Genomic DNA, 13,354 nt, shown 5'->3' with positions numbered 1-13,354 from the left:
GGGTGGGAGCTCATAGCAAGCCCGGCCGCCCGAGGACAACCGGCGCCGATCGAATATTCCTCGGCGCGAGGCGGGGCCGCGGCGCGCGCTAGAAGCCGGGCTCGCGGAATTTGGCGCGCCCGGTCTCGGCAGGCGATCGGGAGCGAGGCGGGCTCGCGCTCGCGGCGGGGGTGGAGGACGGCGGCGCCGCGGGCGCGGTGGACGGGGCCGGTTCTGACACGCGCGCGGGCTCCGGGGCGCGCGGCTCGGCGGTGGCGACCCCCGGGCGCGGCTCCACCGTGACGGCCGGCGCCGCGGGCACCGCCACGGGCGGCGCGCCGGGGCCCTCCCCGAGGCCGATCCACAGGAGCGTCGCCGCCCCGAGCAGCGCGCCCGAGGCGACGAGCGCCGCCGCGGTGGCGATCGTCCGTGCGCGGCGGCGCGGGTCCAGGCGCGAGGGGGTGCGCCCCCGCGCCCGGCCCTCCGCGGCGCGCAAGGCGTCCTTGATCAGCGCCGTGCGACGCGAGGTGCGCGCGGCGAGCGCGTTGCGGATGTACCCCGTGACCTCGCCAGGGCGGCTGCCGAGGGCGGCGTCCACTGCCTCGAGCGCGTCCGCGAGCTCGGCCATCGTCGCGAAGCGCTCGGCCGGATCCTTGGCGAGCGCGCGCATCACCGCCGCCTCGAGCGCGGGGGGGTACCCGGGGACGAGGGGGCCCGGCGGATCGACCGGCTCGGGCCGCGCGATGCGCGCCATCGTCGCGAGGTCGTGGCTGGCGGCGAACGGGTGCGTGCCCGTCGTCAGCTGATAGAGCACGATCCCGAGCGCGAAGACGTCGGACCGCCGGTCCAGCTGCTCGCTATAGACCTGCTCGGGCGCCATGAAGAGGATCTTGCCCTTCATGTGCCCGGTGTTGGTCGTCGGGTTGTCCACCTGCGCCATGGCCTTGGCCACGCCGAAATCCGCGATTTTGACCGAGCCGTCCCGCGTGATCAGGATGTTGTGCGGCGAGACGTCCCGGTGAACGAGCCCGATCAGCGCGCCGCCGTCGTCCCGTAGCTCGTGGGCCGCATGCAGCCCCCGCGCCGCCTCGATCGCGATCCTCACCGCGACGGGCAGGGGGAGCGGGCTGCCCTGCTTGCGGGTGCTGCCGCCGAGCAGCGCCACGAGCGCGTCGCCGTCGATCCACTCCATCACGAAGTAGAGCACCCCGCTCTGCTCACCTTGATCCAGGATCGCGCACACATTGGGGTGCTTGATCCGGGAGGCGATGCGCGACTCCGTGAGGAACATGCGCTTGCAGCGCGGATCGCTGGAGAGCGCCGGCAGCATCGTCTTGACTGCCACGATCTTGTCGCCCGCCGCCCCGCCGCGCTCTCGGGCCGCCCACACCGTCCCCATTCCGCCCTGCGCGATGGCGATCAGCAGCTCATAGCGGCCGAGAAGCTGGCCTGGCACAAGATCGACGGGCGCTATCACAGCTCGTACCTGCGACTCCTGTGTCGTCGTGAATCCGACCATGCTGAAGCTCTCACCGACAGTGGGAGAGCGTTCCAGGCGGGTCGTGCAAGAGCGTTCCAGGATCGGACGCTAATCTCAAACAATTTTCCAGTTGTCGAGGATCGGTCGGCGTGAGTACGGTTAGACTGCCTCTATCGCTTGGTGATGGAAGGAGGCGTGGGTGAAGCATCGGATCACCATCGGCGGAGTGGTATTCTTCGCCCTGGTCGGCGTCGGTCCGGCTGCGTTCGCCGAGCCTTCCCCGGAGGACGCCAGCCGCGCGCCGCCGGCCGCGGTCGCGAGCGACACTGCGGCTCTCGCTGCGGCCCACAAGCCGAGCGCCGCGGAGCTCGCGTCCGCGCGGCACCTCTTCGCGCTCGGCCTCGCCGCGGAGGACGGCGGCCGGTGGGCAGAGGCGCTGGAGACGTACGAACGCATCAGCAAGATCGTCGTGTCCCCACCTCTCTGGTATCACCTCGGCGTCTGTCACGAGGCGCTCGGCCACGTCGTCGAGGCGCTCAACGCATTTGAGCTCGCTGCGTCCGGCGCGACCGCGCGGAACGAGATCGCGCTCGCCAGGGAGTCGCGGGCACGACTAGAGAAGCTTCGCGTGAAGACGTCGCAGATCGTCCTGCAGCTGCCCGAGGACGCGACCGGCGTGCGCGTCGAGATCGATGGTGAGCCGATCCACGCCGCCCTCGTCGGCGCGGCCATCCTCGTGAGCCCCGGGGCGCGGCGGGTCGTGGTGGCGGCCGAGAACTATGCGGCGCGGTTCGAGGCGACGGTGCAGGCCGAGACGGGCGCGGTCGTCGAGCTGCGGGCCGAGCTCGGCCGCAAGCGCTCGCTCGCGGCCCCGCGGTCGAGCGCGCCCGCGCGCCAGGCGCTGCCCAGCGCGCCCGCGCCGGGCCCGCGCATCTCGCCGGTGGTCGTCGTGGGGACGGCGGCCGCGCTCGCCGCCGGCGCCGTGGTCACGGGCGCCATGGCGTACGACGTGCGGCACAGCTTCCTGAAGAAGAACGAGAACCCTGCCCCGGGCTCGCTGGGCGAGCGGCAGGCGCTGCACGATCGCGGGCAAGCGCTCGCCGTCACGAGCACGGTGCTCACCGGGGCCGCCGTCATCGCGGGCGGCTTCGCCGCCTACCTCTTCTGGCCCTCGTCCTCCTCGCCCGCGGCTCCTCCGGACGCCGCCGGGCCGCGGCTTGCGCCCGCGGCGCCGCGCGCCCCCCGCCCGACGGCGCTCTCGCCATGGGTCGGCGCGGACGGCGCCGGGGTCGCCGTGCGGGGAGTGCTGTGAGCGGCGCACCTCGCCCCGGAGCGGGCGTCGTCGCCGCGCTCGCCCTCGCCTGCGCCGGCCTCGGCGCGTGCGCCTTCATCGCGCCGTTCCCCGACGTCGCGGCGGATCCCGTGCCGGTGGGCGCGGGGGGAGGCGGCGGCGGCAGCGGCGGGGCGGGCGGTGGCGGCGAGGTTCAGGAGATCTGCGTTCCCCTCACCGAGGCGGCCTGCTACGCGGGGCCGCAGGGCACGCAGGGCGTCGGCCTCTGCGTCGCCGGCGTCGCCGCGTGCAATGACGACGGGACGGACGTCGGCGCCTGCGTCGGCCAGGTGCTGCCCGCGTTCGAGAGCTGCGCCACGCCCGAGGACGAGAACTGCGACGGGCGAGCGTGCACGGGCGACCCCGTGCACAGCGTCGCGCTCGGCGGGGCCGGCGCTCAGCAGGGCCTGGGCATCGCCGCCTCCGCCGACGCCGTCGTGGTGGTCGGCTCGGCGTCGGGCAGCACCGATCTCGGCGCGGGCCCGTCGGACGAGCTGGGCGCGCTCGGCGAGCCGGACGCTTTCCTCGTCTCGTTCTCCCGCGACGCCTCCACGCGCGAGGGGCGGTTCCGGTTCGGCCGCCGCTTCGCGGACAGCGTCGCCCGGGCGGTCGCGCTCGCGCCGGGGGGCGACGTGGTGCTCGCGGGCAGCGCGGCCGGCGACGTCGATTTCGGCGGCGGCGTGCTCGAGGGCGCCGGCCGCCGCGCCGACGTCGTCGTGGCGCGGTTCGACGCGACCGGGGCGCACCAGTTCAGCCGGCGGTTCGGCGACGACGCCACGCAACACGCGGCGGCGATCGCCGTGGACCAGGCGGGGAACGCCTTCATCACCGGCGAGTTCTCGGGCACGCTCGACTTCGGCGAGGGCCGCCGGGGCGAGCGGTTCACCCTGGAGAGCCACGGCAGGAGCGATGCGTTCCTGGTCAAGCTCGACGCCGCCGGCCACGTCGACTGGGCCAAGCGGTTCGGCGGCCAGGGAGATCAGGCCGGTACCGGCGTCGCCGTCGACGGCGACGGCGACATCGTCGTCGTCGGCTGGTTCAGCGGGGAGGTCGATTTCGGGGGCGAGAGGCCGCTCACCACCGACGCCAAGACCAACCTGTTCGTCGCGAAGCTCGACCCCTCGGGCGATCACGTCTGGAGCAAGGCGGCCGACGCGACCAACGCGGCCGAGGCGCTCGGCGTGGCCGTCGATGGAGCGGGCAACATCCTCGTGACCGGCTCGTTCCGGAGAGCGATCTCCCTCGGCGAGTCGCTGCTCACGAGCAATGGAGACAAGGACGTCTTCCTCATCCGTCTGGACGACAACGGCGTCCTGCAGTGGTGCGAGGACTTCGGCGACGACGCCGACCAGGAGGGCGCCTCCGTCGCGGTCGATCTCGCGGGCAACATCCTCCTCACCGGCTCCTTCCTGGGGAACCTGGACGTCGGAACGGAGGCGCACTCGGCCACGGGCGCCGCAGACGTGTTCGTGGCGAAGCTCGACCCTGCCAGCAACCCGATCTGGTTGCGCTCGTTCGGCGACTCGGGCGAGCAGCGCGGCGCCGCCGTCGCCGTCGATCTGCTCGGCGATGGCTGGGTGACCGGCCGCTTCGACGGCGTCCTCGATCGCGGCGCAGCCACGGCCGTGAGCCAGGGCGCCGGCGACGCGTTCCTCGTGCAGATCGGGCCGTGAGCGCCGCTCGCCGGCGGCTCACTCGCCGGCGAGCGGGTAGATCGGCCGGATGTCGATCGGGATCCCCTCGAGGCCGCCGAGCGCGTGCTGCATCGGCTCCGAGACCTCTCCGTATCTGGCGAGGAGCTCGCCGGCGGCCAGCCTGTCGCCGCGGTGCTGCACCATGCAGAGATCGCGGACGAGGCGGGTGATGGCGGCCTCGAGCTCCTCGGCGTCGACGGTGAAGCGCCGTGTCGCCGGGTCGAAGCGGGCGGCGCGCTCCTCGAGGAACCGGTTGATCTGGAGCGCGGCCCCCTTGCCGTGCGCCTCGGCCACGCCGAATCGGGTGCTCCTGAAGAGCCCTGCGAAATAGGAGATGAGGAGCTTTTCCCTGAAATCGGCCGCGAAGTGGCCTCGCTGGATCATGAAGAGGACGTTGTAAGCGCCCATCACATCGGCCTTGGCCTCCTCCAGGGCGGAGTACGTCGGGCCGAGCGCGATCCGCACCTCGACCCGCTCCCCGCTCACGGTCGTGAACGCAGGGCCGAGGCTGTGCGAGAGCTCGTGGAAGAGCGTCTCGTTGAAGAACGCGTCGGAGGACAGGTGATCGAGCTGCGCCGGGTCGAGGATGCGCTCGGCGATAGGGCGCATGATCAGCTCGAACTTCGTCTCGATGACGTTGCGGAGCAGGACCTTCTTGGCCCCCTTCTCGGCGCGGACGCGCTCGTCGTTCGGCAGGTTGAACGCGATCGTCTGGACCGATTTGCGGGCGTCGCCGGCGCTGAACACGAGGTCGACGACCTGGATGGGGCTCTCCCCGCCGCGCGCGGTCTTCACGTCCTCGGGGACAGGCAGGTTGCGCTCCATCTCCGGGAGGAGCTCCTTGTACTTCGAGAGGTTCCGGGAAGCGTCGGGGTCGCTCACCGTGACGAACGACTCGAACGAGGCCTTGAGGCCGAGGAGCTCGTCCTCGTAGGTCTCGTAAGGGCCGATGGTCACCTCGACGCGGCTGTCGAGGTCCATCCAGTCCTTGTCGGATGCATAGTAGTCGTCGGAGCGGAACGCAGCGGCCCGGGACCTCAGGAACCGCCTTAGGCTCTCGCTCGCGGTGAGCGCCGCGGCCTCCTCGAGGAGCGCGCCGGCGGGGCCGAGCCACGCCGCGTAGGCCTGGCTGTACGGCACGGCGACGAGCCGGCCCTGGTCCCGGCGGATGAGCGTGAACAGGCTGTTGAAGGCCTCCTTGTCGCCCGGGTGCTGCTCGACCCACGCGTTGAGCTCGTCGGCCGAGAGATCCTCCGGGTAGAAGCCAGCGCCAGGAGGATGGGGCCTGTCGATGGCGAAGGGGCGGTGGTGATCCTGCCTGTCCCAAGGGCCGCGCATGATGTCGAAGTAGGCGAGCCTGTCCCGCCCCTCCGGGGTGCCGTCCGCGACGAGCTTCTCGCGGAGCTCCGGGTTCCCGGCGTAGGCCTGCCGATCGAACACGGGATCGAGCTGCCGCGAAGCCTCGATGAGCTTGCCGAGCGCTCTCCTCTCCGGCTCGGGCAGATCGTCGATGTCCGCGGTGAGCCTGGCCGGCGCGAACTGCTTGACCTTCTCGGACAACATCGGGACCTCCTTATCTCATGATACCTTGTCCCGGGCTCAGGGGCGGCTCGCTGGGACCGGGTGGGCGTCGCGGTACTCGCGGATGGCCTGGGCTTCGTCGATGGCGTGCTTGAACCCGGTCGCGGCGCGGAACGCGGCCCCGTCCACGACGACGGGGTACTTGATGTGGGTCAGCGCCGCGCGAGGGAGCTTCGGCAGGCCGAAGCGGCCGAACGCGTTGCGCAGCACGAACTCGGGGAGGGGCACCGCCACCCGGCCCGCCGCCCGGATGATGAGCGACAGGGGCACAGGCTGCGGGCCAGAGACGTTGTAGACGCCGCGGATGCGCTTCTCGAGGGCGAGGCAGATGGCGGTCACGACGTCCTGCTCGTGCATGAACTGGAACAGCGGGTCGAACCCGAGCACGTACGGGACGCGGGGGCCGCGGAGGAAGCTCGCCAGCGTGCCGTGGCCTGTCGGGCCGAGCGTGTAGCACATGCGGAGAACGGTCGTGCAGAGCTCGGGAGCGCGCCAGAGCGCCGTGCAGGCGTAGAGATCGGCCGCGACGAGGTCGGCGAGCTCGGGGAAGGTGGACACCGCCATCGGAGGATCCTCCTCCGTGTGGTAGAGCGGCGACTCGGGGCCGGCGCCGTAGTAGGTATGTCGGCCGACGAAGATCACGTGTTCGACCCCGCAGGCGCGGCTGTTGTCGAAGACGACGCGCGTGCCGCCGAGGTTGATCCGATACCGCTCCTCCGTCTGCTCCACGAGGTGCGTCACGGTCGCCATGTGGATGACGGCCTGGGGCCGGGTCTTGCGGAACACGTCCTCCGCGGCGCGCTTCTGCAGATCCACGTTGTGCATCTCGATGCCGGCCGGGGCGGTCGGCCACGGCCGCCGGTCGATGCCGATCACCTCGTGCCCCTCCTCGAGGAGGCGCGTCGCGACCATGCGGCCCAGCTGGCCGGTGATCCCTGGGATGAGGACCCTCATGCGTGCTCCTTCGATGAGGCGGGCCTGGGCGACGTGGCGCCGCGAAAGTCCTGCGAAAGCTTCCCGCGGCGCCGCTTTCGCCCGGCCTCGATGAGCTCTGCGATCCTCGCCTTCACCTGCTCGACGTGGCCGAGGATCACCTCGTCTTCTTCGGCGCCGGTCCCGGCGAACGTCATCGGCTCGCCGTACGTGATCTCCAGCTGGACCGGCAGCGGCGCCGGGATGAGGTACGGGGTGATCGGGATGTACGGCACGCCGAACAGCCGGCCGATCGTGTACGAGTTGGCGATGGTCGGCACCGCCTCGCCGCCGCCGACGAAGCCGAAGGGGATGACGGGCGTCCTCGTCTTCATCGCGAGCCGGACGAACCCCGATCCGAAGTGCACGAGCGAGTTGCGCTCGCTGTAGAGCTTGGCGGTGCCGCGCGCCCCCTCGGGGAACACCATGAGCAGCCGCTCGTCCTCGAGGAGGCGGCTCGCGTGCTCGGGGAGGCCGGTGAACTGCCCCGTGCGGCTCGACCAGAGCGAGGTGAAGGGGAGGCGATTGATGAACTTCTCCGCCATCCCCTCGGCCAGACGCGGAGGATCCATCGCGAAGAACATCGACGCGACCACCATCGCCCCGTCGATGGCGACTCCCCCGCAGTGATTGCCGACGAGCATCGCCCGCCCGCGCGCGGGGACGTTCTCCAGGCCCGTCACGCCCACCGAGAAGTAATGATGATAGAAGAAGTCCAGGAGGGAGAAGAAGAGACCCAGGTGCTTCTGGGAGATGCCGTAAGGATCGACCCCGAAGCTGTTGAAAGGGATCTCCAGCCGCTGGACGCGCTGGGCAATCGAGTCGCTGACGAGCAGTGTCAAGGGTCACCCTCCGGGAGGCTTCGGCGCCCGGAGGGTATGCGCGATCGGGCGAGGAGCACAACCTCCGCCAAGCGCCGCAAGAGGCAGCCGGCGCGGCGGAGCCATGGACCACGCGCCGAGCGCCGGGCGCGCTCGTCGAGGATCGCTCCTCGAAACATAACGCGCCGCGGCGACGCCTTCGCGGACGGTCGTCACCGGCCCGGCCGCGCGCTCGTCGCTGGCTCGTCGCTGGATCGAGGCGCCGCGTGTGGTGCGTGTGGTGCGCGTGCTCATTGAGCAGCCGTGCTGCCCGCGGTATGGGGTCGGCCATGTCGATCCGTTGCCGCGCTTCCGCGCTCTCCGGCCGTACGGCCGGAGAACGTCCCTGCGACGCCCGCCGGGAGGTCGCCTCGTGACAGCGCTCGTGATCCGCCGGGCGGCGCCCACCGACGCCGCGCTGATCGCGGCGAACAACCGGGCCATGGCGCTCGAGACGGAGGGCAAGGTGCTGGATGCCGCCACCACCCTCCGCGGCGCCGCCGCGCTGATCGCGGATGCCGCCAAAGGGTTCTATCTGGTGGCCGAGCACGCGTCCGAGATGGCCGGGCAGCTGATGGTCACCTACGAATGGAGTGACTGGAGAAACGGCACTTTCTGGTGGATCCAGTCCGTCTATGTGACCCCCGCGCAGCGGCGCAGCGGGGTCTTCCGGGCGCTGTATCGGCGAGTCCACGAGATGGCGGCGGACGCGGGGGACGTATGCGGTATCCGCCTGTACGTGGAGACCGCGAACGCGCGAGCGCAGTCGACGTATGTCGCGCTCGGAATGCGGCGTTCGCACTACGAGCTCTACGAGCTCGATTTGGCCTTCGGCTCGTCCTGAGGGGTCCGGCTCTCCTGGTTCGAACCAGGGGGGACGACCGCGGCCATCGACGGCCAGGAGCCCTTGACGAGGGCTCGCATCGCGGCCGTCTTCAGCGCCACCTCCCCAGGATCGAGGAAGACGCCGAGGGCCTGGCGGATGTGAGGGAGCGTGCGGATGAGATCGGCTGGCGTCATCGCTTCGGGCGGTGACACATCGCTCCGCTCGCAGGCCTCCTGGATGATCTTTCTGGCGAACGCGGGTGCGAGGCCACAGCACTCGACGACCTGCTCAAAAAGCGAGCGCATGAGCTGGTTCCCCCCGGGGTAACGTCCGACGCGCGGCGCGTCTTTCACTTGGGCGAGCACATACCGCCCTACGACAAGAATAGCCTACCTCCCCTATCGCGCTCGTGAGGCGACCACTGACGTTCTGCTGTCTTCCGTGAGCATGTAGGCGACGCCGTGCGTTCAATGTGCGATAGCGCGACCCGACGTCGCGTTATCGGCGCCGAGGTCGCGGGTGCTCGCGGTCGTCGGGGTGTTGGACGTGTCTCCATGGTCGGAGTGTTGGACGAGGCGGCGAAAAGGATCATGGCTCGCCCGGGGGGGCGCGCTGGATCCATGCGCACGTACCGTCTTGGGCTATCTCCGCGGTGACGTCGTGCGTCACAGCCCTGCGTGCGTCACAGGCCGGATGGCTTGAAGGGCGTCCGGGAGGTCGTCCGCGGAGCGCTCCGCTTCGGCTCTGGCGCCTTTGGCGCGGTCTTCGGCGCCGCGCTCCGAACGGTCGATGAGCGGGTGGCCGGCTTCGCCGTCGGGGCCGTGGATCCGCTGGTCGTGCGCGTGTCGGGCCGGCTCGTCCTCGGCTTGACGGCCGCGGGCGGGGTCGCTCTGGAGCTCGGGGCGGGGCTCTGGGCGGCTCCGCCGGGAATCACGCCCTGAGCGGAGCCGCCGGGGACCGCGGACCCGGCCAGCTCGCCGGGATGCCCGGGCGCGGCCGCCTGGACCGGCCCGCTGGCCGCCGCGGCAGCGGGGAAGAAGGACGAGATCCGGGAGGCAGAGGCGCTCTCCGCCGTGAAGGGAGCGGCTGGCTCTTGCTGGCCGGCGGCGAGAAAGGCGCCCGCCCCGACCGCGAGCGCGACCGCGCAGGCGCTGGCGAGCACGCGGCGGCGCACGATGTGGTGCCGGCCGCGGGAGACGGCCTCGGAGACGACGGCGCCCAGCCCCGGCGCGCTGCCCTCGGCGCCCGAGTTGTCCTGCGCCGCCTCGACGCTCCGCTGGGTCAGGGGAGCGCGCTGGCTCAGGGGCAGACGATCGCTCAACGGAGAGCGCGGGCTCAGCGGCAGAGGATCGCTCAACGGAGCGCGCTGGCTCAGCGGCGATCGCCCCGACCGGGGCGCCGACGCGGGGCCGCCCCGCGCGCTGACCGGCGCGGTGAGGCTCTCCGGCGGCCCGCGCAAACCGACCTCCTTGATGAGCGCCTCCACCGCCCGGGGCGACGACACAGCGAGGCCCGGCGTCTGCGTGGCTGCGTCTTCCAGCGCCTCGGCGAACGCCGCGGCGGTCGGGAAGCGATCGTCGGGGTCGGTGCGCAGCGCGCGCAGGCAGATCTGGTCGAGCGCGGCCGGCACCGACGGGACCACCCCGCGCGGACCCGTGGGCGCGCCCTGGAGGATCTGCGCGAGCAGCGCGCCGTCGTTGTCGGCCTTGAACAGGCGCTCCTCCGTGAGCATCTCCCAGAGCACCACGCCGGCGGAGTACACGTCGCTGCGACGGTCGACGTTCGCGGCCCGGATCTGCTCGGGCGCCATGTAGGCGAGCTTCCCCTTGAGCGCGTTGCCCCGCGTCGACATGAGCCTCGTCTCGGCGCGGGCCACGCCGAAGTCGGTGATGCGCGCGATGCCGTCGACGCCGACGAGCACGTTCTGCGGCGAGACGTCGCGGTGCACGAGGTTGAGCGGCTCGCCCTCGCCCCCCGTGAGCTCGTGCGCGGCGTGGAGACCCGCGAGCACGTCGAGGAAGATGCGGAGCGCGATCCCGAGCGGGACGGGCCGCTTCGCCCGCGCGCACGTGCGGAGCAAGCTGTGCAGCGACGGCCCCTCGATGTACTCCATGACGAGGAACAGCGGGTCCTCGACGAGATCGAAGGTCGCGACGACATTGGGGTGGCGGACCCGCGCCGCGAGGCGCGCCTCGTCGAGGAACATCGCCACGAACTCGGGCTCCGCCGCGATGTGCGGGTGCATCATCTTCAGGGCGACGAGGCGCTCGAACCCGCCGGCGCCCAGGGCCCGCCCGAGATACACCGTCGCCATGCCGCCTGACGCGATGGCGCGCAAGCTCTCATAGCGGCCCGCGTGCAAGGTCACGTGACCAGACTACACCATGCGTGGTGCGTTCTCCACGACTCCCGCGCCGCTCACGCGAGCCTCCTCCCACACGGCCGCGAGGAGAACCGGATTCTGTGTCGATGTGAGGTGCCCTGCGACCGATCGCCGAGCCCAGCGGCTCACGTGACCTGTCTCTCGGCGATCCGGGGCAGCGCTGCGCTGCGCTGCGCTGCCCTAGCCGCGCGCGGGGTGGGGGCGCGATCAGCTCACGATCGGCAGCCGCCTGGCCGTCCGCCGTGAGCGCGCGCCGCCCTGCTCGCGCTCGCGCAACGCAAGGTCGTGCTCGATGATCGTCAGGGGGTTGTCGTAGGTCGGTAAAGGAAGATCCTGATTCTTCGCATAGACAGGGTGCCTACCGTGCTTCTTGTACCACTCGGCCACCGTGGCGTTGGCCTTCATCTTCTCGAGGATATTTCGCCATCCAGCCCCGGTGTTGTACGCACAGAAGCTGATCTCGCCGAGCTGCGTTCCGTACGGAATGATGCACATCTCGGTGCGGCGGAAGTCGTAATTGAACAGGTCCTGGAACCACATGCCCGCGACGAAAAGGACACGCCACTCGTACTCGCGGGCGTCGCCCTCGCCGGCGTGCGCGGCGCCCGTCTGGCTCAAGAACTGCTTCACGAGCGTCGCGAGGTGGAAGCCGGGCGGCGCCTTGTCCGGCTGGTAATGGCGCAGCAGCGCTGCGACGACCTGCGCCTTCGTGAGGGCGCGGCTGTGCCCCGCGTCGAAGATCGCGCGCAGGTCGGAGAGCAGCCCTTCGACATCGATGAAGTCGAGCAGCGGGACCATCTGCTTCGTCTTCTTGTGGACGAACAGCGCGGTCCCGATCCCGCAGTTCGGGTGGCAGCCGCAGTTGATTTGCCCCCAGTCCTTGTCGGGGCCGTCGAGGAGGTCGGTCACGTTGCCGAAGGGGCTGAGCGCCGACAGGGGGAACCAGTCGCGCAGCGGGTCGGTCACGCCGGTCTGCCGGGCGATGTCGTGCGCGAGGTGGCTCAGCGTATAGCGCTGCTTCTCGCGCAGCTCGTCGGAGATGTCCTCGTCGCGGCCGGTGAAGCTGACCGGCTGGAAGCTGACGACGGTGATCTTGTCGGCGTTCTGGACCGCAAAGTCGATGATGGGCCCCACCTGATCGTTGTTGACCCCGTTGACGATCGTCACGACCAGGATGACGTCGATCCCGGCGGCCGAGAGCTCCTCGATCGCCCGCAGCTTCACGTCGTAGAGGTTCCCGATCTTCCGGTGGCCGTTCGCGGCGTTCGTGACCCCGTCGAACTGCAGGTACGCCATCCGGAGGCCCGCTTCCTTGGCCTTCTTGGCGAAGCCCGGCTCGTCCGCGAAGCGGATCCCGTTCGTCGCGCACTGCACCGCGAAGTAGCCCTTCTCGCGCGCGTACCGGATCGCGTCGAGGAAGTGCGGGCTCAGCGTCGGCTCGCCGCCGGAGAACTGGATCGACATCTGGCGGCGCGGGCGCACCGCCGCCGCGTCGTCCAGGATCCGCGTGATCTCCTCCCAGGAGAGCTCATGCACGTAGCCGACCTGATTGGCATCCATGAAGCACGGGTCGCACATCATGTTGCAGCGGTTCGTCAGGTCGACCGTGAGCACCGCGCCGCGACCGTAACGGATGGTGCTGGATCCGTGGTTGTGGATCCTGTCCTTCGTCATCTCGACGTCGCGGCCGCCGAAGAGGCGCTCGATCCGCGCCAGGAACGCCGGGTCGATCGAGATCGTGTCCGAGAAGAAGCCATGCTTCGGGCACGTCTTCTCCATCACCACGCGCCCTTCGCGCGCGACGATGCTGGCGCGGATCTCCCCGGGCTTGTCCGTGATGAGCTTGGTCCAGTCCGCCCTGCCACTCAGGATCTCGTCGCGCGCCTCCTTGACGCAGCGCGGGCACAGGCTGTCCGTCTCGCGAGGCCAGCCGAGCGGGGGCTTCGTGCGCTCGCCGCCCCTCGGGATCGGCTTGTCGCTCCACTTCGGGTGAAACGGCCTGGGCTCGCCGCCGAGGCGGCTCAGTCGCTGCAAGACCGGCCACGCCTTGTCGGCGGAGACCGTGATGGCCTTTTCCAGTGTCCGTACCAGGTCGATCAAGCGTCACCTCTCTCACAGCCGCATTTCGCGGCTGCACGGTAGGTCGACCTAGCGCGTGCTTCCATCAAATTCCAGGCTGTCACGCGGCGCTGACACGGCTCGGCCTGGGGCGTGACAGCGGGCCGTCGATCGCGGGATAGTGCGGCGCA

At 70.9% G+C, this 13,354-nt stretch carries 10 protein-coding genes; 3 read left to right on the top strand and 7 right to left on the bottom strand.

The features are described from left to right. Positions 1–88: 88 nt before the first annotated feature. Positions 89–1,435: a serine/threonine-protein kinase gene (locus WMF39_RS34685; RefSeq protein ID WP_437740751.1), complete on the bottom strand. Its 1,347-nt coding sequence runs from the start codon at positions 1,433–1,435 to the stop codon at positions 89–91. A gap of 223 nt (positions 1,436–1,658) precedes the next feature. Between WMF39_RS34685 and WMF39_RS34680 the strand changes: the two genes are divergently transcribed. Next, the gene (locus WMF39_RS34680) at positions 1,659–2,771 is read left to right on the top strand and encodes a hypothetical protein (protein WP_437740750.1); all 1,113 of its coding nucleotides are present in this window, start codon (positions 1,659–1,661) and stop codon (positions 2,769–2,771) included. Further along, entirely contained in the window at positions 2,768–4,462 is a 1,695-nt protein-coding gene (locus WMF39_RS34675; protein WP_437740749.1) for a hypothetical protein, read from the top strand. The genes WMF39_RS34680 and WMF39_RS34675 overlap by 4 nt, the downstream gene beginning before the upstream one ends. A gap of 18 nt (positions 4,463–4,480) precedes the next feature. Here WMF39_RS34675 and WMF39_RS34670 read toward each other — a convergent pair whose 3' ends face one another. The 3 genes from WMF39_RS34670 to WMF39_RS34660 are packed head-to-tail and all read right to left on the bottom strand — an operon-like array spanning position 4,481 to position 7,878. Continuing rightward, positions 4,481–6,046 carry a dipeptidyl-peptidase 3 family protein gene (locus WMF39_RS34670; RefSeq protein ID WP_437740748.1) on the bottom strand — a complete coding sequence of 522 codons (1,566 nt, stop codon included), beginning with the start codon at positions 6,044–6,046 and terminating at the stop codon, positions 4,481–4,483. A 36-nt stretch (positions 6,047–6,082) separates the two neighbouring features. Further along, on the bottom strand, positions 6,083–7,018 hold the full coding sequence (locus WMF39_RS34665; protein ID WP_437740747.1) for an SDR family oxidoreductase: 936 nt from the start codon (positions 7,016–7,018) through the stop codon (positions 6,083–6,085). Next, positions 7,015–7,878 carry a lysophospholipid acyltransferase family protein gene (locus WMF39_RS34660; RefSeq protein WP_437740746.1) on the bottom strand — a complete coding sequence of 288 codons (864 nt, stop codon included), beginning with the start codon at positions 7,876–7,878 and terminating at the stop codon, positions 7,015–7,017. Before WMF39_RS34660 ends, WMF39_RS34665 begins: the two co-directional genes overlap by 4 nt. 391 nt (positions 7,879–8,269) lie before the next feature. On the opposite strand from WMF39_RS34660, the gene WMF39_RS34655 reads away from it, so the two are divergent. Then, on the top strand, positions 8,270–8,740 hold the full coding sequence (locus WMF39_RS34655; RefSeq protein ID WP_437555546.1) for a GNAT family N-acetyltransferase: 471 nt from the start codon (positions 8,270–8,272) through the stop codon (positions 8,738–8,740). Here the strand turns inward: WMF39_RS34655 and WMF39_RS34650 are convergent. The 3 genes from WMF39_RS34650 to WMF39_RS34640 all read right to left on the bottom strand — a co-directional run bounded on the left by WMF39_RS34650 (position 8,707) and on the right by WMF39_RS34640 (position 13,205). Then, positions 8,707–9,027 (bottom strand): hypothetical protein, encoded by a 321-nt coding sequence (locus tag WMF39_RS34650; protein ID WP_437294315.1) that lies wholly within the window; start codon positions 9,025–9,027, stop codon positions 8,707–8,709. The two genes, WMF39_RS34655 and WMF39_RS34650, sit on opposite strands and share 34 nt — an antisense overlap. 377 nt (positions 9,028–9,404) lie before the next feature. After that, positions 9,405–11,090, bottom strand: a complete 1,686-nt coding sequence (locus WMF39_RS34645) for a protein kinase domain-containing protein (RefSeq protein ID WP_437740745.1) — start codon at positions 11,088–11,090, stop codon at positions 9,405–9,407. A 222-nt stretch (positions 11,091–11,312) separates the two neighbouring features. Beyond that, complete coding sequence (locus WMF39_RS34640) at positions 11,313–13,205, bottom strand: radical SAM protein (protein WP_437740744.1); 1,893 nt, start codon at positions 13,203–13,205, stop codon at positions 11,313–11,315. Between the last annotated feature and the right edge of the window lie 149 nt (positions 13,206–13,354).

Origin of the sequence: Sorangium sp. So ce1504, assembly GCF_051521635.1 — a bacterium.
In the GTDB taxonomy this organism is placed as follows: Bacteria; Myxococcota_A; Polyangia; order Polyangiales; family Polyangiaceae; genus Sorangium; species Sorangium cellulosum_B.
The sequence above is the reverse complement of the archived record's forward strand: the minus strand, read 5'-3'. Positions and strand labels throughout refer to the sequence as shown.